The following is a 16,523-nucleotide window of genomic DNA, read 5'->3' as shown; positions in this document are numbered from 1 at the left end:
TGCGCCCAGGGCTGCTTCCGCATGGCGTCGTATCCGAGCACAGCGTGAACCCTGGACGCACCGCGCCCGTCCGTCGCCCGACGTGGCAGGTCGGTGGAAGGGGGCGCCGGAGCAGGTGGGACGGCGAAGGCGCCGGTGGCGCTTTCGCCGCCCTGTCCATGAGGCGCGCAGGTCGCGGTGCTGCCTCTCGGCAGCTATCCACGCTCAGTGGCTCAAGCTCCTGGGGCAGCGGGTTGCTCAGGCGAAATGAAGCCCGATCTCGCTACCTCGGCTAGAGATTCCGGCAAGGTTTCCGACCAGCGGCGCAGTTCGTCAAGGAACCCCAGGGCACTGCGGCCGAACGGCGTGATCTCGTAGTGGACCGACACCGGCGCGGTGTCCTTCACCTCACGTGTGATCAACCCCCGGCTCTCGAGTTGCCGAAGCCTCTCGGAGATCATCTTCTTGCTGGCGCCGTCGAGCATGCGCGACAGGTCGTTGAAGCGCACCGGCCCGTCCTTGAGGTGCCACAGGATCGATCCCGTCCACTTGCCCCCCAGGATCCGCATGCCCAGTTCGATGGGGCAGGGGCTGAGACAGGGGTCGTGAACCCTCGCCCTGCCTCGCTCGTCATGCTCGATCGTTGCTCCCATGATCACACCACCTCTCAGGTTACAAAAAGTATACTGGTTGCGTTTCGTTTCCGCGTGTCGCACGGTTGGTACTTGCCGGTCCCGGGCCAGCCCGGGGTTCGGGTGAAACGAAGCCGCAATAAGGATTGAACCGTGCAGAAGACCCTGATCATCAATGGGCACCAGCCTTACGACTTCTCCGAGGGTGGGCTGAACAGTGCCTTCGTTGAACGAGCCGTTGCTCAGTTGCAGGAGCTCGGTCATCGGATACAGGTGACCGAGGTGGCCAAGGGGTACGACGTCGAGGCCGAAGTGGCGCGCCACCAATGGGCCGACAACGTGATCATGCAGTTCCCCGTGAACTGGATGGGCGTGCCCTGGTCGTTCAAGAAGTACATCGACGAGGTCTACACCGCGGGTTTGGACGGCCGCATGTGTGCCAACGACGGTCGTGTCGCTGAGAATCCCAAGGCCAACTACGGAACCGGGGGATCACTCACCAACGGGCGCTACATGATGTCGGTGACGTTCAACGCTCCGCGTGAGGCGTTCGACGACGCCCAGGAGCCGTTCTTCCGGGGTGCTTCGGTCGATGACATGCTCTTCCCCATGCACCTGAACGCGCGATTCGTAGGCCTCTCGCCGCTGCCGACGTTCGCTGCCTTCGACGTGATGAAGAACCCTGAGACGGACTCCGACCTGGCCAACTGGGACGCTCACCTGAATACGGTGTTCGCCGCCGCCGCGGCGCCGGCTGCCTGACGTCCTGCCGAGCCCCGTGGCGCAAGGGCCGGCCCGCGTCGAGCGCCGGAACCCCGAGGCCGGACGCGCTCGACGCCTCGGGGCTCCCGGCGCGACGTGCGCCGCGGTCTTCCTTACCACGCAGCGGCTCTGACCCGGGGCGGCGTGAAGTGCCGGAGGGGCACCTCGCAGTACCGGATGGTGGGGCTCTGACGGATGTCGCCGCGCAGGTCGCGGGATCCGTCGCGTGGGACCGCCCGCCGGATCCCGGTATCCCTGCGTGCTCCAGTGCGATGCCATGTCGATCACCGATCGTCGGGTCCACGTCGGCGGATGTCTCCCGTGGCTGCGGCGCTGGTGGCAGCGGCCCACGCACAGCAACCGGTGGAGGCTTGCGCTGTTGCGCAAGGCCCGCACGGCGTCACTATCCGGAGTCGATCCGCAGGGCCCGCTTCACGACGGCGCCTCCGTCCGGCCTTCCGCCCGCATGAGCGAGGTGAAGGTCGGCTGGGGGTGCGGGGCACGAAGCACAGCCCACATGACCGGTCTGAGGTTCACGGACTTCCGACCGGCTGGAGAAAGGAAGAGCAAAGTGACATCCAGCCGTCCGCCGGTGAATTCGTCGCAGACGCCGTCATCCGACGGCGTCCGTCAGCGCGCCCTGGTCGCGGCATGCACGCCGATTTCTAGTATAAGAGACATGAGCACTCCACAACACAAGATCCAGTCGGGCTTCGGCTCGCGAAGCACGGCCGACGACGTGTTGGCGGGGATGGACCTCGGCGGTCAACTCGCCCTCGTCACGGGTGGCTACTCCGGTATCGGCCTGGCGACCACCCGGGCACTGGTCAAGGCAGGAGCGCATGTCATCGTTCCGGCGCGGAGGCAGGCATCGGCACGAGAGGCGGTCGCCGCCCTCCACGGTGTCGAGGTTGAGGAACTCGACCTTTCCGACCTCGAAAGCGTCCATGCGTTCGCCGAACGCCTTCTCGCCTCCGGCCGGGCGCTGGACATGCTGATCAACAGCGCCGGCATCATGGCGTGCCCCGAAACCCGGGTCGGTCCCGGCTGGGAAGCCCAGTTCGCAACGAACCACCTGGGCCACTTCGCTCTCGTGAACCTTCTCTGGCCCGCCCTGACACGAGGCGGGGCCCGTGTGGTGTCCGTCTCCTCCGTCGGCCACCACGCGTCGGGGATGCGCTGGAACGACATCCACTTCGAACGCGGGTACGACAAGTGGCAGGCGTACGGGCAGTCGAAGACCGCCAATGCGCTTTTCGCCGTTCAGCTCGACAGACTCGGCATGGGCGCAGGGGTGCGTGCCTTCTCCTTGCACCCCGGGGCCATCCTGACCCCATTGCAGCGTCACTTGCCCCGTGAGGAGATGGTCGCCTTCGGCTGGGTCGACCAGCACGGCAACCTGGCGAACGCTGATTTCAAGACCACCGAGCAAGGGGCCGCCACGCAGGTGTGGGCTGCTACTTCACCACAGCTCACGGGGATGGGAGGCGTCTACCTCGAGGACTGTGACGTCGCCGAGCTGTCCTCGGAGGACAGCGAGCCGGGTCGTGGTGTGCGCCAGTACGCGACAGATCCTGTTGAGGCGCAGCGTCTGTGGTCGCTCTCGGCGGAACTCACCGGTGTCGACGCGTTCGCCCAGCAGGACTGATCGAATCTCACCGTGTCCTGTCGTGGGCTGGCTGAGGAGGGCCACCTGCTGGCTTTCCGGCCGTACAGCGAGCCGCGCGGCCATGCCGACCGCAGACCCCCACGGCCGTTCCCTCCCGGCTCCCTGGCCGTTCTGGCACGCCTGCTCCGCAGCTGTCACGCTCCAGGAGCCGCGGAGCGCCGAAGAAGGCGTGGCGTGGGAAGACGTGGTCTCTCCGGGCCGTGTCCGTTTCCGTTTCGACCAATGAATGGACTGACGCGGCTCTGTCTGCCCGCCGCCGCGACAGGAGGTTTGCGGTAATGGATTCGCCGTCCGGTAGTCGGCGCTTGTGGCCCACACGGCACGCCAGCGGCCGGGTGACGCCGATGGAACTCTTCTTCGATCTCGTCTTCGTGTTTGTGGTCACGCAGGTGACACGCGCGGTCGAGGCCGCCCCGGGGTGGGAAGGGCTCTTCAAGGCTCTGCTTCCGATGATCGTCGTGTGGTGGATGTTCAGCGGCTTCGGCTGGCTCACCAACGCGGTACGGCCCGATGCCGTGCCGGTCAGGATCCTGCTGTCACTGGCCATGATGGCCTTCCTCATCATGGGGCTCGACGTGGCTTACGCCTTCGAGCCCGAGGGCTGGGCCTTCCCCTTGGCCTACCTCGCCGTCGTCGCCATCCACTTCGGCGTCTACCTCACGACCAGCGTCTCGTCCTCCCGGCGAGCCATCATGCGCACGGTGCCCTTCAACGCCGCCGCCGGACTTCTCGTACTGGTCGGGCCTCATCTGCCGGACGTGTGGACCTGGGCCTGCTGGATCGTGGCCGCGCTGGTTCTCTACCTTTCCCTGTTCCTGGGGCGCATTCGCGGCTTCGTCATCGAACCGCACCACTTCGTCGAGCGTCACGCGCTCCTGATCCTCGTCGCGCTGGGCGAGTCCGTGGTCGCGATCGGCATCGGTGCCCAAGGGCAGGAACCCCATGCGGTGGATGCCACCCTCGCCGTGGGCGTTGCCCTGGGTATCGCGGTCGCCTTTTGCCTGTGGTGGCTCTACTTCGACGGGGATGAGACCCGGGCCGAGGAGGAGTTCGCCAAGCGTGACGCGCACCGCCGCCAGATACTCGCCCACTACGCCTTCACCGGTGCCCATCTGGTCATGGTCGTCGGCATCATCCTCGTCGCCGCCGGAATCACCGACGCCGTCCACCACTTCCACGACCACACCAACCCGTGGTGGCTCGGGTGTGGTACCGCTGTGTTTCTGATGGGACACGCCCTTTATCGCGCGCTGCTGAAAACCGGAAGAACCGTGGACCGCCTCGTCGGAGCGGCGACGGTCGTTCCTCTCGGCGTGGCGTCCGCGTTCGCCGGCTGGGCCGGGATGACCACTGTCGTCGTCGTGCTGATCGCCGTCGCCACCCTCGACCACCGTGTTGCCGCGGGCAGCCCGTAACCGCAGCGGGCCTCGTCACACCTGCATCGGGCGATGCGCGTACTCGTCGCGCAAGTCCTCGAGGCAGGACCGGACATACGGAAGCGTCTCGAGTGAGTCTTCGCGCCACACGACTCCCACCTCGACGATCAAGTCCGGTTCGTCGAGCCGGACGACCGTGAAGGCGGGGTCGTCGAACACTCGCGAGGACGGGTGCTTGAGGCCCGCCATGATCAGGCTGCGGCTGCCCGTCGTCTGCACCTGGGCGGCGACCTGAACGGCGTCGCTGTGTGGAACTTCGCGAAGGTCGTGCACCCCGGCCCGCCGTAGCCGCTCACGCAGCGTGCCCATCATCACGGGATGGACCTTCGGCGACGTCAGGGTCAGGGGCCGATCGGCCAGGTCCGCCAACCGTACGGTGAGTCTCGTGCTCAGCGGGTCGTCCGCACGCATCGCCACGGCGTAGGAACCGGTTGCCAGTGCCAGGCGTCCCAGGTCGTCGCCGGGCACGGGGAAGTGCACGACGGCGAGGTCCAGCTTGGCGGCGTGCAGGAGGTCCAGCAGCTCTGCCGACGGGGCAAGTTCCACCTGCGTACGGATTCCCGGGGCGTGACGGCCGAGAACCGCCTGGACCGTCGCGGTGACCTGCGGCGCGGCCAGCGGCGCCGCGCCGACGCGAACGGGGCGCCGGTCAGCACCACCCTCGACCGGGACGTCGCGGAGCGCGTCGAACCTCTCCAGCGCCTCACGCGCGGGTTCCATGAGTCGTTCACCGAACGGTGTCAGCCGCACCTGGTGATACGTGCGTACGAACAGGGCTCCGCCGAGTTCGTTCTCGAGGTCACGAATCCTTCGGCTCAGCGGTGATGGGGTGATGCGGAGACGCTCCGCGGCCCGTCCGAAGTGCTGCTCCTCGGCAACGGCCAGGAAGCACCGGATCTGCTGGATGTCCACCCTCTCAGTAGATCACTCCGCCCTGCCCGGTCCAAGGCTGTGGGGGAGGGGTGCTCGTTGCCGAACGGGACACGTGCGGCTGCTGAAAATGGCGATGGTCAGTGCGCTGGGCCCTGTGCCAGCATCGGTGGCGAACGGGCCGTTCACACAACCGTAACGCGCAACCGGATTCCGGACTCACCGGATCCAGGACCGGCGCGCCCGTGTTGCCCACTCACCAGCTCTGCGCCCTACGCGGCTTCCGCACGGGCTCTTCCAGGCTGCCGTCGGCCGGCGCCGGCTCGTGAGCGGCTGATCAGGGAGTCAGGGATGCAGCAGTCACTTGCCCAGGACGCCGAACGGGGTCCGCTCAGCGGGATCCGGGTCGTCGAGATGACGGAGGGACTCGGCGAGGCGGCGGGTCGTCTCCTCGCCGACCTCGGCGCGGACGTGATCTTGGTCGAACCGCCCGGCGGTGCCCGCGCTCGCACCGCGGCGCCGGTTCACGAAGGGACCAGTCTCCACTTCGCGACCCGCAACGCCAACAAGCGCAGTGTCACTCTGGACCCAGCAAACGCCGACGAGCGTCAACGGCTGCTGGAACTGGTTTCCGGAGCCGACATCTGGCTCCACGCCTGCGACCACGCCGCACTGGCCCGGTGGGGGCTCGACCCCGAAGCGGTCGAAGCCCGCAGTCCCGCACTGGTCACCGTCGCGCTCTCCCCCTTCGGCGCGAGCGGACCCTACCGCGGGTGGCGGGCGACGGACCGCGTGTACCTCGCGTTGTCCGGCGCGCTGTCCCGATTCGGCCTGCCCGGGCGGGTGCCGCTGCCCCCACCGGGGCGACTGGCCACGGAGGCCGCGGCCTACCAGGCCGCATGGACCGCACTGCTCGCCTACCGCAACAGGCTGGAGACGGGAGTCGGCGACCGCATCGACTTCTCCGTGCACGAAGCGGTCATCCAGGTCATCGACCCGGGCTACGGCATCGGCGGCTCGGCCACCGGCGGCAGACGGGCCGCGGACCTTCCCCGTGACCGCCCGGACGCGAGCGCCCTGTACCCGATATTCCGCTGCGCAGACGGATTCGTGCGCATCTGCGTCCTCAGCCCGCGGCAGTGGCGCGGCCTGCGGGCCTGGCTCGGCGAGCCCGACGACCTCGCCGACGCCAAATACGAGTCGCTCGGTGAGCGCTTCAAGGCCGCGGGTACCATCTATCCACGCGTACAGGAGCTGTTCGCCTGCCGCACCAGGGCGGAGCTGGTCGAGGCGGGACAGCGACACGGTGTGCCGGTCGCCGCTCTCCTGGAGCCGGGCGAGGTGCTCACCGCCGATCACTTCCTGGCACGCGGCGCCCTTTCCGACACCGAGGTCGCCCCCGGCGTGCTGGGGCGCGTGCCCACCGGATTCCTGGAACTGGACGGTCGCCGTGCAGGCTGGCGGCACCGGGCTCCGGAGGCGGGAGAGGACACCCGGCAGGTACTGGCGGACCTGCCTGCGGCCTCCCCCGCCGCAACCGGCACCGGCGGTGAGCGGCGCCACCCTCTCCAGGGGCTGCGGGTACTCGACCTCGGCGTCATCGTCGCCGGTGCCGAGCTGGGGAGGCTGCTCGCCGATCACGGGGCGGACGTCATCAAGGTCGAGAACCGCGCCTATCCCGACGGCAGCCGCCAGACGCTGACCGGTGAGCCGATCAGTGCTTCCTTCGCCTGGGGGCACCGCAACAAGCGCAGCCTGGGCCTGAATCTGCGTACTGAGCGAGGCGTGGAGCTGTTCAAGCAACTGGTCGCCGAGGCGGACGTCGTGCTGTCCAACTTCAAGCCGGGGACCATGGAATCACTCGGCCTGGGCTACGAGGAACTCCGCAAGGTCAACGAACGCATCGTCGTGGCGGACAGCAGCGCCCTGGGGTCCTCGGGGCCGTGGAGCAGGCGCATGGGGTACGGCCCCCTGGTCCGGGCGTCGACGGCGGTGACCGGGCTGTGGCGGTACCCCCGCGAGGACGGTGGCTTCGGCGACGCCAGCACCATCTTCCCCGACCACGTGGTCGGCCGGGTGGGAGCCTGCGCGGTCCTGGCCCAGCTCATCCGGCGCCGGCGGACGGGCGAGGGTGGGACCGTCTCGATATCGCAGGCGGAGATCGGACTGGCCGTGCTCGCGGAGTTCCTGCTGCAGGAATCGCTCGCCCCGGGCTCCCTGAGCACCGCCGGAGACGCCGACCGCACCGATGCCCCGCAGGGCGTCTATCCGTGCGCGGGCGACGACGAGTGGTGCGCTGTCGACGTTCACGGCGACGACGAGTGGCAGGCGCTGTGCGCCGCCGTCGAACGCCCCGACCTGGCCGCCGACGCACGCCTGAGCCACGCCGCGGGACGTCTCGCCCATCGTCAGTTGATCGACCGGGCCCTCACCGACTGGACGTCGGCGAATCCCCCGCACGCCGTGATGGGACGGCTGCAGAGCTCCGGGGTGGCAGCAGGGGCCATGCTGCGCGTGTCGCAGCTGCCCGACGACCCGCACCTGAGGGCGCGCGGCTTCTTCGCTCCGATGCGCCACCCCGACATCCCGGACGAGCTCGTGGCCGAGGCGCGCCCGGCGCACTCGCTGAGGCTGGCGGAGCCGTCGCAGAACCCGGCACCGCGGCAGGCTCAGCACACCCGGGAACTCTGCCGGGAAGTGCTTGACCTGTCGGATGCGCAGATCGACCTCCTGGTGGCCGAGGAGGTCCTGGAGGAGGAGCGTCCTCTGCCCTGACACAGCCGACGGCCATCGAGTTCATCCTTCGCACGTCCTCCGAGGAGTCCCCCTCATGAAGTTCACCTCCGACACTCTCGACCCCCGCACTCCCGTTGTTGTGGGTGTCGGCCAGTCCTCTGAGCGCCCGGACGGGCCCGGCTATCGGCGGCTGTCGCCGGTCGAGCTCGCCGTGCAGGCGGCACACGAGGCGCTGGCCGACACGGGCGCCGACGCCGGCGTCGTCGCCTCTGCCATCGACACGGTCGCCGGGGTCCGGCAGTTCGAGATCTCGACACCCGGTGCGCGCCCCCCGCTCGGGGCGTCCGACAACTACCCCCGCTCTGTCGCCCGGCGGATCGGAGCCGATCCCGTCCGGGCGATTCTGGAGGTCGTCGGAGGACAGGCTCCGCAGCACCTCGTCAACGAGATGGCCGCGAGGATCGCCGGGGGCGAGGTCCACGCAGTGCTCCTGTTCGGCTCGGAGGCCATCTCCACGGTCCAGGCGCTCGCCGAGTCCGAGGGCCGCCCCGACTTCACGGAACGGGTGGGAGGACAGCTCGAGGACCGGGGCTGGGGTCTCAAGGGACTCATCACGTCCAACCAGGCTTCCCACGGCCTGACCGACGCGCCCAGCCAGTACGCCCTGTTCGAGAACGCCCGACGAGCCCGGCTCGGACTGTCCCCGAAGCAGTACGCCCACACCATGGGCGAACTCTTCGCCCCCTTCACCGAGGTCGCCGCCAAGAACCCCCACTCGGCCGCCCCGGTGAGGCGGTCCGCCGAGGAACTGCTCGCCGTCACCGAACGGAACCGGCTGATCGCGGACCCCTACACGCGCTACGTCGTGGCCCGGGACAAGGTCAACCAAGGGGCCGCGGTGCTGCTGACGTCCGTGGCGACCGCACGCCGGCTCGGTGTACCTCAGGACCGCTGGGTCTTCCTGCACGGCCACGCCGACCTGCGCGAACGCGACCTGATGGAGCGCGCGGACCTCAGCCGCAGCCCCGCCGCGGTGATGGCGGCCGAACACGCCCTGGAGATCGCCGGTATCACCCCCGCCGATCTGGCCACCCTCGACCTGTACAGCTGCTTCCCCATCGCCGTCTCGAACGTCGCGGACGGCCTGGGCCTGGCCGCCGACGACCCCCGCGGCCTCACACTCACCGGCGGCCTGCCGTTCTTCGGCGGCGCCGGCAACAACTACTCCATGCACGCCATCGCGGAGACCGTCCACCGCGCCCGCACCTCCCCCGGCACCTTCGGGCTGGTCGGAGCGAACGGGGGCGCGCTCAGCAAGTACTCCGCCGGCGTCTACTCCACGACCCCCACCCCCTGGCGGCCCGACCGCTCCGCCGATCTCCAGGCCCAGATCGATTCCTGGGACGGCCCGTCGGAGGCCCGCCGGGCCGACGGCTGGGCCACCATCGAGACGTACACCGTCAAACACGGCTCCGACGGAAGCCGCAGCGGCGTGGTGATCGGCCGGCTGGAGGCGAACGACCACCGCTTCCTCGCCCGCACCCACGCGGACGACGAGGAGATGCTGCACCTGCTGACGACCGGCGAACCGATCGGCCGGCGGGTCTACGTGCGCTCCTTCGGCTTCGGTAATCGCGTGACCACGGACGAGGAACGCATGAACGCTCTCGCCCCCCGTCGTGACCACGTCCTGCGCGACGACTACGAGTTCGTCACGGTGCGCAGGGAGGGGCACCTTCTCGAAATCACCATCGATCGGCCCGACCAGCGCAACAGCCTTCACCCCCGGGCGAACGACGAACTCGACCAGGTATTCGACGCCTACTTCGCCGATCCCGACCTGTGGGTGGCCATCCTCACCGGAGCCGGGGACAAGGCGTTCTGCGCCGGCAACGACCTCAAGTACTCGGCCTCCGGCAAGCCCCTGTGGATGCCGAAGAACGGCTTCGCGGGTCTCACCTCGCGCCGCAACATGACGAAGCCCGTCATCGCCGCGGTGAACGGCTATGCCATGGGCGGCGGATGCGAGATCGCACTCGCCTGCCACCTCGTCGTCGCGGACGAGACCGCCACCTTCGCCCTCAGCGAGGTGAAGGTCGGTCTGGTGGCGGCAGCCGGCGGCCTCGTACGGCTGCCGCGGGCCGTGCCGCGGAAGATCGCCACGGAGATGATTCTCACCGGACGTCAGGTGACGGCCGACGAGGCACTCGGACTGGGTCTCGTGAACCGTGTGGTGCCCGCTGGGACGGCGGTGGAGGGAGCCCGTGCGCTCGCGGCGCAGATCCTCGACGGCTCCCCGACCTCCGTTCGCGTCTCGCTCGGCGTGATGGCGGAGACCGAAGGCGTTGCCGACACGGTGAGCGCCGTCGACGCTCCCTCCGCGGCGCTCGACGAACTGCTCGTCAGCCAGGACGCCCTGGAGGGTATGACAGCCTTCGCCCAGAAGCGCCGACCTGTGTGGAAGAACCGCTGACCGGCCCTGCCCCTGATCCGTAGTGCGGGGAATCCCGTTCCTCGCCAGGCGGGACCGCCCTGTGGCAGTGCAACTTGACAGAGATAAGCGGAAGTTGAACCGAGGCCAAGGAACCGTCGAGCTGTGAGCCGAGTTCACGATCGGCGGGTGCTGTGTTGAACGCCAGAGCTCGGGAGACGGGGCCGGTGCGGTGGGGGTCAGGAATGGGTGATCGTGTTGGTGACGTCGATGGGGAGGCCCGTTTGGGTCCGTCCGACCTGCCAGAGTGTACGGATCGCCGCGTCGCTGCCCGGCCGGAGCAGTGGGCGTCGTACCGGGGGTCCTGCGACGGCCCACCGTGGGCCGTAGAAGCCGCCGCCCGGTGCCCGGGGGTCGGTTGCGGCGCGCAGCTGGCTGAGTGCGCCGCGGTCGGGGGACATGCCGTGTCGGCCCATGAAGGCGGCGAGGCGGCCCAGGCGCCCGCCGCTGGAGTGGGCGGTGTGGCCGATCTGAAGGTCGCTGTCCGTCGAACCGGGCTGCGCAGACAGTGCCTTGGCGTCGAGACCGGCTGCGTCGAACTGTTGTTGCAGGCCGACGGCGAGGTGCCGCATGGCGAGTTTGGTGGCGCCGTACATGGCCCAGGTGTCGAAGTCCTTGTGCATGTGTGGATCAGCGGTGTCGAGCGGGCGCCCCTGGTGCTGGGCAAGACTCGACAGGGTCACCACCCGGGCACCTGGGGTGCTCACGATCAAGGGCAGTAGGTGGCTGACCAGCGCCCAGTGCCCCAGCACGTTGATGCCGAGCTGAGTGTCGAATCCGTCCTCGGTCGGGCCGTGGGGCAGGGCCATCACACCGGCGTTGCACATGAGGATGTCAAGGCGGTCGTGGCCGGTGAGGATCTCCTCGGCGGCCGTCCGGACCGACGCCTGCGAAGCAAGGTCGAGTGCCACGAGTTCCAGTGCGGCGTCCGGGTGGGCGGCCAGAATCTCTTCGCGGGCACCCATGGCTTTGGTCTGGTTGCGTACGGCCATCACGACTTGGGCGCCCTTTCCGGCCAGCGCTTTGGCGGAGGCGAGGCCGAGTCCGCCGTTGGCGCCGGTCACCACTGCGGTCTTGCCGCTGAGGTCGGGGATGTCGTTCGTTGACCAGCTCATGAGTTCTCCGGGCTGAGGGTGGGGGCGGGGAGGCTCAGCCGTGCCGCGACGGGGGCGAGCTGGGCCTGGACGAAGTCCTTGTTGACGGGTGCCTGGGGCCCGGTGCCGAAGCCGTGGTAGGCGCTTTCCACGCCGAGGAGTTCGGTGTCGACTCCGGCGCCGCTCAGGCGTTCGGCGTAGTGCGTGCACTCGTTGTGGAAACAGGTCGAGGGTCCCGACACCGATCCGGCTGGGAGGCGGGCCGACTGGGTTCTCCGTGCGAGCAGGCACGGCGAACGGGTGGGGGGCGGGTCGCCGTGGTCGTGGCCGCGGAGGTGGCTGGACCACCCCGTGCGGTCGGAACGCCTGACTAGGGGCACCGTCCACCGGTGGCCGACGCCATGCGGCAGTCGGCGGGCTCGGCGGCGAGTTCGGGGTGGTAGGGCATAAGAGGTACTCCGGCGGTGGAGGCGGCTGCCTGACCTGGTCGGCTTGGTACCTCGACCCTAGAAGGGCAGTGCTGTCGAGCGGGTGCCAAGCGGTGCCGTTCGGCGGGCACCCGGTGCCAGGTCGTGCCGACGGGCGCCCCGGTACCGCTGAGGGGTGCTGCCGGTCCAGCTGCGGAAGGCGCGGATGAACGACGTGACCTCTCCATACCCCAGGAGGAACGCGATCTCCGAGAGCGGGACAGAGGTGTCGCACAGGTAGCGACGCGCCAGTTCCTCACGTACGTCGCGCACCACATCGCGGAAGATCGTGCCCTCGGCTGCCAGCAGACGTTGGAGGGTCCGTCTGCTCACCGCCATGCGTGCGGCCACCGCGTCGATGGAGGCCTCCGCGGCGGGCAGGCACTCCAGCAGGTGGGTTCGGACCTGCTCGACGGTCGACGCCTGCTGCTGCGGCTCCGACCGGCGGCGGAACTCGCCCTCGAAGAAGGTCCACATTGCCTCACTCGCGGTGAGGAACGGCCGCCGGGCGTCCTGGGCTCGGAAGACCACCCCTGCGGGCCCCGCGGTGGGCGCGGTACCGAGGAAGTCCGTCAGCGCGTCGAGGTTCTTGGGCAGCCGGGGCATGGTCACCGCGACCGGCGCGATCCGCTCGCGCGTTCCCGTGCGAGCCAGTTGCGTGACCAGCACGGCGTGCGCCGCCATTTCGAGGGCGGGCATCGGTGCAACGTCCTTCGGCCAGCGCCAGGAGACACCAAACTCAAGAGGCGTGTGGCGAAGATCCACCTGCTGCGGTGAAACCAGGGGCTTGTGCGCCTGGATACGCTCCATGGCCCGGCACAGATCACCGCTGCACAACGCCGCGAACAGAACGGGGCTGAACAGCTCAGGCGTGGCTTCCGCACCCAGACGCACCGCAAGCGTCGGGTCGTTCTCACCGAGACCCTCCACGGCCTCCCACATGGCGCGATAGGCATCCACGGAAACGACCGCCGGATCGCGGGACAGGAGGTCCACGGGAAGCCCCGCCTTGCGAGCGACCTCGTCGGCCGAGAGGCCTGCCTGGTGCAGCGCGAGTCTCCACGCACGGTCGAGGGTGATCGTCCGCATGCTGTCTTCTCCGCCGAGGGCTGTCGACGGGTGTCCTCGGCCCTTCCAATGTAGTCATGGTGGCGGAGATCCTGCTGACCGATGGTGCCCCAAAACTGTCATTCGGTGTCACACGCCGGCCCGAAGCCCGACTCCGCGGTGGCCGGCCTGTCTGGGCTCGGGGAGCATCGGGTCGCGGCCGTCCCACCCGGCACCTGATCGGCCCGCACTGCCGCATCCTGGCCACCACGAACGCCCTCGGCCACACCACCCGCTTCCGCTACGACGCGAGCGGCAACCTGCTGTCCCGTACCGATCCGCTCGGCGCCACGAACGGCCTCGGCTACGACGACCCGGGAGCCGTGAGGGTGCTCCCAGCGGTTGTCTGCGGGCAGGACGTGATGGTGGCCGGCGAGGAGGCCGTGGTCGCTGACTCGTCGGGGTGTGCCTCCACCTGTTCCGGACGTTCATGACGTGTCCTTGGAATCCCGCTGTGAACGCCGCTGACCTGTCGCTCTCTGCGGGAAGCTCCGGCCTGGGTCGCTGAGGCTCTGGCGCAGTGCCGGGCCGAGGCGGCGGATGATCTCCTCGTGGGTCATGGAGGCCATGGGCTCCAGGCGCAGCAGGTAGCGAGTGGCGATGAGCCCGGCTATCTGCGAGCAGAAGGCCATGGCGCGTCGGCGGGCGGCGGTGCCGCCGAGCGACGCCGCTACCCGGTCGACGATCTCGCGCTCGATGACCTCCTTCACCAGCGCCGCGAAGGTGTCGTCCTGCATGGTGTTCCTGAACAGCGTGAGCAGGGCGGGACCGGACTCGGGATCGTCCCAGGCGGCGAGCACCCTTTGCAGCGCGCGCTGAGGAAAGGTCGCCGGATCGCCCTCCAGTACCTGGGCCACCACGTCCGCCGGGTTGACCGACAGAGCCAGAGCCGCGCCGAACAGGCCCTTCTTGGAGCCGAAGAAGTAACTGACCAGGGCCAGGTCCACGTCCGCCTCGGCCGCGATGGAGCGCAGGGTCACCGCGTGGTAGCCCTGGTTGAGGAAACGGCGGCGGGCGACGTCGAGGATCGCGGTCCTGGTGTCCGGGCTGCCGGGCCGCCTACCGCGGCGCGGGGCTTTATTCATCACCACTGAAATATTGTCCACCAGGCCGGTGAGCCGCCTGCCGACGGGCGTCTCGACCCGCCGGCAGGCTGTCGGCCGCCACCGCACGTCGCCGGGCAGACCGCGGATCCGTGCCGCAGGGGTCCGGGCCGACGGCAGCCCCGACACCGGCCCGTCCCTTATTCATCAGGGTGGAAATCCCGTCTCCGGCGCCACCACCGTGGGTCCGGACAGCCACACCGGCTGACCACGTCCGAAAGCCAGAAGACGCCGGCACTCCGCCGGGACTCCAGGAAGAACATCGCATGAGCGTCGTCCAACCTCTCGACACCGCCCGCGCCGCACCCCCTGCCCGCAACACCCTCGTCCTCGTCATCACCTGCCTCGCCCTGGGCGGCGTGGTAGCCGCGATGGCCTCGCTCAATGTGGCGCTGCCCGACATCGCCAGGGAAACGCACGGCAGCCAGACCCAGCTGTCCTGGATCATCGACGCCTACAGCCTGGCGTTCGCCTCGCTGCTGCTGCCGGCAGGTGCGCTGGGCGACCGGTTCGGCCGCCGCAGGGCACTGCTCGCCGGTCTCGCGATCTTCGGAGGCGGCTCCGGGGCGGCGGCGCTCACCACCGATCCCGACCTGCTGATCGCCATGCGCGGAGTGCTCGGGATGGGCGCCGCCCTGGTCATGCCGGCCACCCTGTCCACGATCACCAGCACCTTCTCAGGTGCCCAGCGGGCCCGCGCGATCAGCGTATGGGCCGCGGTCGCCGGGGCCAGCGCGGTGGTGGGGATCCTGGCGTCGGGGCTGCTGCTGGAGCTGTGGTCCTGGCCCTCCGTCTTTCTGCTCAACGTCGTCCTCGCACTGGTCGCCCTGGTCGGCACCCTCCTGTACGTGCCCGAGTCGGCCGAGTCGGACGCACCGCCGATCGACCTGGTCGGCGCGCTGCTCGTGGTGGCGGGGCTGGCGGCTGTCGTGTACTCGGTGATCGAGGCTCCGACCCGTGGCTGGGGTGACGCCGTCACCCTCGGCGGCATCGGCCTGGGGCTGGCGGTGCTGGCCGGGTTCGTGGTCTGGGAGCTGCGGCAGCGGTACCCGCTGCTGGACCCGCGGCTCTTCCGCAACCGGCGCTTCGCGGCCGGTTCGCTGTCGATGACGCTCATGTTCTTCGGATTCTTCGGCTTCATCTTCGTGACGATGCAGTACCTGCAGATGGTGCGCGGTGACAGCGCCCTGGTCGCCGCCGTGAGCATGCTGCCGTTGTCCGTCGGCATGGTGCCGTCCTCCCGGCTGACCCCGCGCCTGGCCGCCCGCTTCGGGGCCAGGGGCCCCTGGGTCGTCGGACTGCTGGCTGTCGCCCTCGGTATGGGTGTCCTCGCCCGGCTCGACGGCGGCAGCTCCTACTGGGTGATCGCCGCCGCGCTGTTCTCGAACGGCATCGGGATGGGGCTGGCGATGACCCCGGCCACCACGGCGATCACCGGCGCCCTGCCCCGGGCCCTGCAGAGTGTCGGCTCCGCGATGAACGACCTCACGCGGGAAGTCGGCGGCGCGCTGGGCATCGCCGTACTCGGCAGCATCCTGAGCGCCGCCTACCGCGATCGGCTGGACCTCACCGGGCAGCCCCCGCAGATCGTCGACGCGGCCCGGTCCTCGCTGGCCGCCGCGAACGCCATCGGAGGCCCCGTGGCCGACCGGGCCCGGGCGGCCTTCGTCGACGGCATGCAGTTCGCCCTGCTCGGCAGCAGCGCGGCCGCCCTGCTCGCCATGGCGGCGGTGGCGCTGCTGCTCCGGCGCCCGGAGCCGGCACCGGAGTGAGCCGTGAGCCCGGCCACCACGCTCCCCGGGGGTAGCGGGCCTGCCGCGTGAAGGTGCCGGTCAGCGGGCGGGCGTCCGCGGGAGCCCGGCGCCCGCGGCGGTGGCCGATCGCCGTCGGCAGCCTTCCCCGCGCGACGCCGAAGCCCACGAGTCCGCCCTGCCGGACCGGCGGCACGACGGCGCTCCTGTCCACCGAGCACCGGTGCCCGTCTCGGTTCGGAGCGCCAACGGGGCCTCGACGCGCAACGGCCGGTGAGCCGCGGGTCGTGACCGGGTTCCTGTCCCTGGCGACCCGAGCATCAGCCCGCGACGGCCCGCGCCCCCCGGAGTCCTTGTCGGGAGCCACGCCGGGGCCAAGAGCATCCACCTGCTCGGCGACTTGGTCGAGGGACTCCGAGCTCCGCC

The 16,523-nt window shown here is 69.6% G+C and carries 13 protein-coding genes; 7 read left to right on the top strand and 6 right to left on the bottom strand.

Features of this window, described 5'->3' with window-relative positions; genetic code table 11:
• Positions 1 to 212 precede the first annotated feature (212 nt).
• Positions 213 to 632, bottom strand: coding sequence for a winged helix-turn-helix transcriptional regulator (locus tag MXD57_RS00785; RefSeq protein ID WP_250399265.1), 420 nt, complete (start codon positions 630 to 632; stop codon positions 213 to 215).
• A gap of 132 nt (positions 633 to 764) precedes the next feature.
• On the opposite strand from MXD57_RS00785, the gene MXD57_RS00780 reads away from it, so the two are divergent.
• The 3 genes from MXD57_RS00780 to MXD57_RS00770 all read left to right on the top strand — a co-directional run bounded on the left by MXD57_RS00780 (position 765) and on the right by MXD57_RS00770 (position 4,457).
• The gene (locus MXD57_RS00780; RefSeq protein WP_250399264.1) at positions 765 to 1,373 is read left to right on the top strand and encodes an NAD(P)H-dependent oxidoreductase; all 609 of its coding nucleotides are present in this window, start codon (positions 765 to 767) and stop codon (positions 1,371 to 1,373) included.
• Positions 1,374 to 2,052: 679 nt separating this feature from the next.
• Positions 2,053 to 3,021 (top strand): SDR family NAD(P)-dependent oxidoreductase, encoded by a 969-nt coding sequence (locus MXD57_RS00775; RefSeq protein ID WP_250399334.1) that lies wholly within the window; start codon positions 2,053 to 2,055, stop codon positions 3,019 to 3,021.
• Positions 3,022 to 3,386: 365 nt separating this feature from the next.
• A complete protein-coding gene (locus tag MXD57_RS00770) occupies positions 3,387 to 4,457 on the top strand; it encodes a low temperature requirement protein A (RefSeq protein ID WP_250399263.1) in 1,071 nt (356 codons plus the stop codon).
• A gap of 15 nt (positions 4,458 to 4,472) precedes the next feature.
• On the opposite strand, the gene MXD57_RS00765 is transcribed toward MXD57_RS00770, so the two are convergent.
• Positions 4,473 to 5,390, bottom strand: coding sequence for a LysR family transcriptional regulator (locus MXD57_RS00765; protein ID WP_250399262.1), 918 nt, complete (start codon positions 5,388 to 5,390; stop codon positions 4,473 to 4,475).
• A gap of 309 nt (positions 5,391 to 5,699) precedes the next feature.
• On the opposite strand from MXD57_RS00765, the gene MXD57_RS00760 reads away from it, so the two are divergent.
• Together MXD57_RS00760 and MXD57_RS00755 are read left to right on the top strand one after the other, a co-directional pair.
• On the top strand, positions 5,700 to 8,123 hold the full coding sequence (locus MXD57_RS00760) for a CaiB/BaiF CoA transferase family protein (RefSeq protein WP_250399261.1): 2,424 nt from the start codon (positions 5,700 to 5,702) through the stop codon (positions 8,121 to 8,123).
• Positions 8,124 to 8,178: 55 nt separating this feature from the next.
• Entirely contained in the window at positions 8,179 to 10,557 is a 2,379-nt protein-coding gene (locus MXD57_RS00755; RefSeq protein ID WP_250399260.1) for an acetyl-CoA acetyltransferase, read from the top strand.
• 197 nt (positions 10,558 to 10,754) lie between these two features.
• Here MXD57_RS00755 and MXD57_RS00750 read toward each other — a convergent pair whose 3' ends face one another.
• The 3 genes from MXD57_RS00750 to MXD57_RS00740 form a co-directional block, all read right to left on the bottom strand.
• The gene (locus MXD57_RS00750; RefSeq protein WP_250399259.1) at positions 10,755 to 11,690 is read right to left on the bottom strand and encodes an SDR family NAD(P)-dependent oxidoreductase; all 936 of its coding nucleotides are present in this window, start codon (positions 11,688 to 11,690) and stop codon (positions 10,755 to 10,757) included.
• Entirely contained in the window at positions 11,687 to 11,911 is a 225-nt protein-coding gene (locus MXD57_RS00745) for a hypothetical protein (protein ID WP_250399258.1), read from the bottom strand. Before MXD57_RS00745 ends, MXD57_RS00750 begins: the two co-directional genes overlap by 4 nt.
• Positions 11,912 to 12,175: 264 nt before the next feature.
• Positions 12,176 to 13,225, bottom strand: coding sequence for an AraC family transcriptional regulator (locus MXD57_RS00740; RefSeq protein WP_250399257.1), 1,050 nt, complete (start codon positions 13,223 to 13,225; stop codon positions 12,176 to 12,178).
• A 56-nt stretch (positions 13,226 to 13,281) separates the two neighbouring features.
• On the opposite strand from MXD57_RS00740, the gene MXD57_RS32150 reads away from it, so the two are divergent.
• Positions 13,282 to 13,677: an RHS repeat domain-containing protein gene (locus MXD57_RS32150; RefSeq protein WP_250399256.1), complete on the top strand. Its 396-nt coding sequence runs from the start codon at positions 13,282 to 13,284 to the stop codon at positions 13,675 to 13,677.
• Here MXD57_RS32150 and MXD57_RS00730 read toward each other — a convergent pair.
• Positions 13,672 to 14,475 carry a TetR/AcrR family transcriptional regulator gene (locus tag MXD57_RS00730; RefSeq protein ID WP_250399255.1) on the bottom strand — a complete coding sequence of 268 codons (804 nt, stop codon included), beginning with the start codon at positions 14,473 to 14,475 and terminating at the stop codon, positions 13,672 to 13,674. The two genes, MXD57_RS32150 and MXD57_RS00730, sit on opposite strands and share 6 nt — an antisense overlap.
• Positions 14,476 to 14,612: 137 nt before the next feature.
• Between MXD57_RS00730 and MXD57_RS00725 the strand changes: the two genes are divergently transcribed.
• Positions 14,613 to 16,118, top strand: coding sequence for an MFS transporter (locus MXD57_RS00725; RefSeq protein WP_250399254.1), 1,506 nt, complete (start codon positions 14,613 to 14,615; stop codon positions 16,116 to 16,118).
• The last annotated feature ends 405 nt before the right edge of the window (positions 16,119 to 16,523 follow it).

Origin of the sequence: Streptomyces cellostaticus (assembly GCF_023630175.1) — a bacterium.
Lineage (GTDB): Bacteria > Actinomycetota > Actinomycetes > Streptomycetales > Streptomycetaceae > Streptomyces > Streptomyces cellostaticus_A.
The sequence above is the reverse complement of the archived record's forward strand: the minus strand, read 5'-3'. Positions and strand labels throughout refer to the sequence as shown.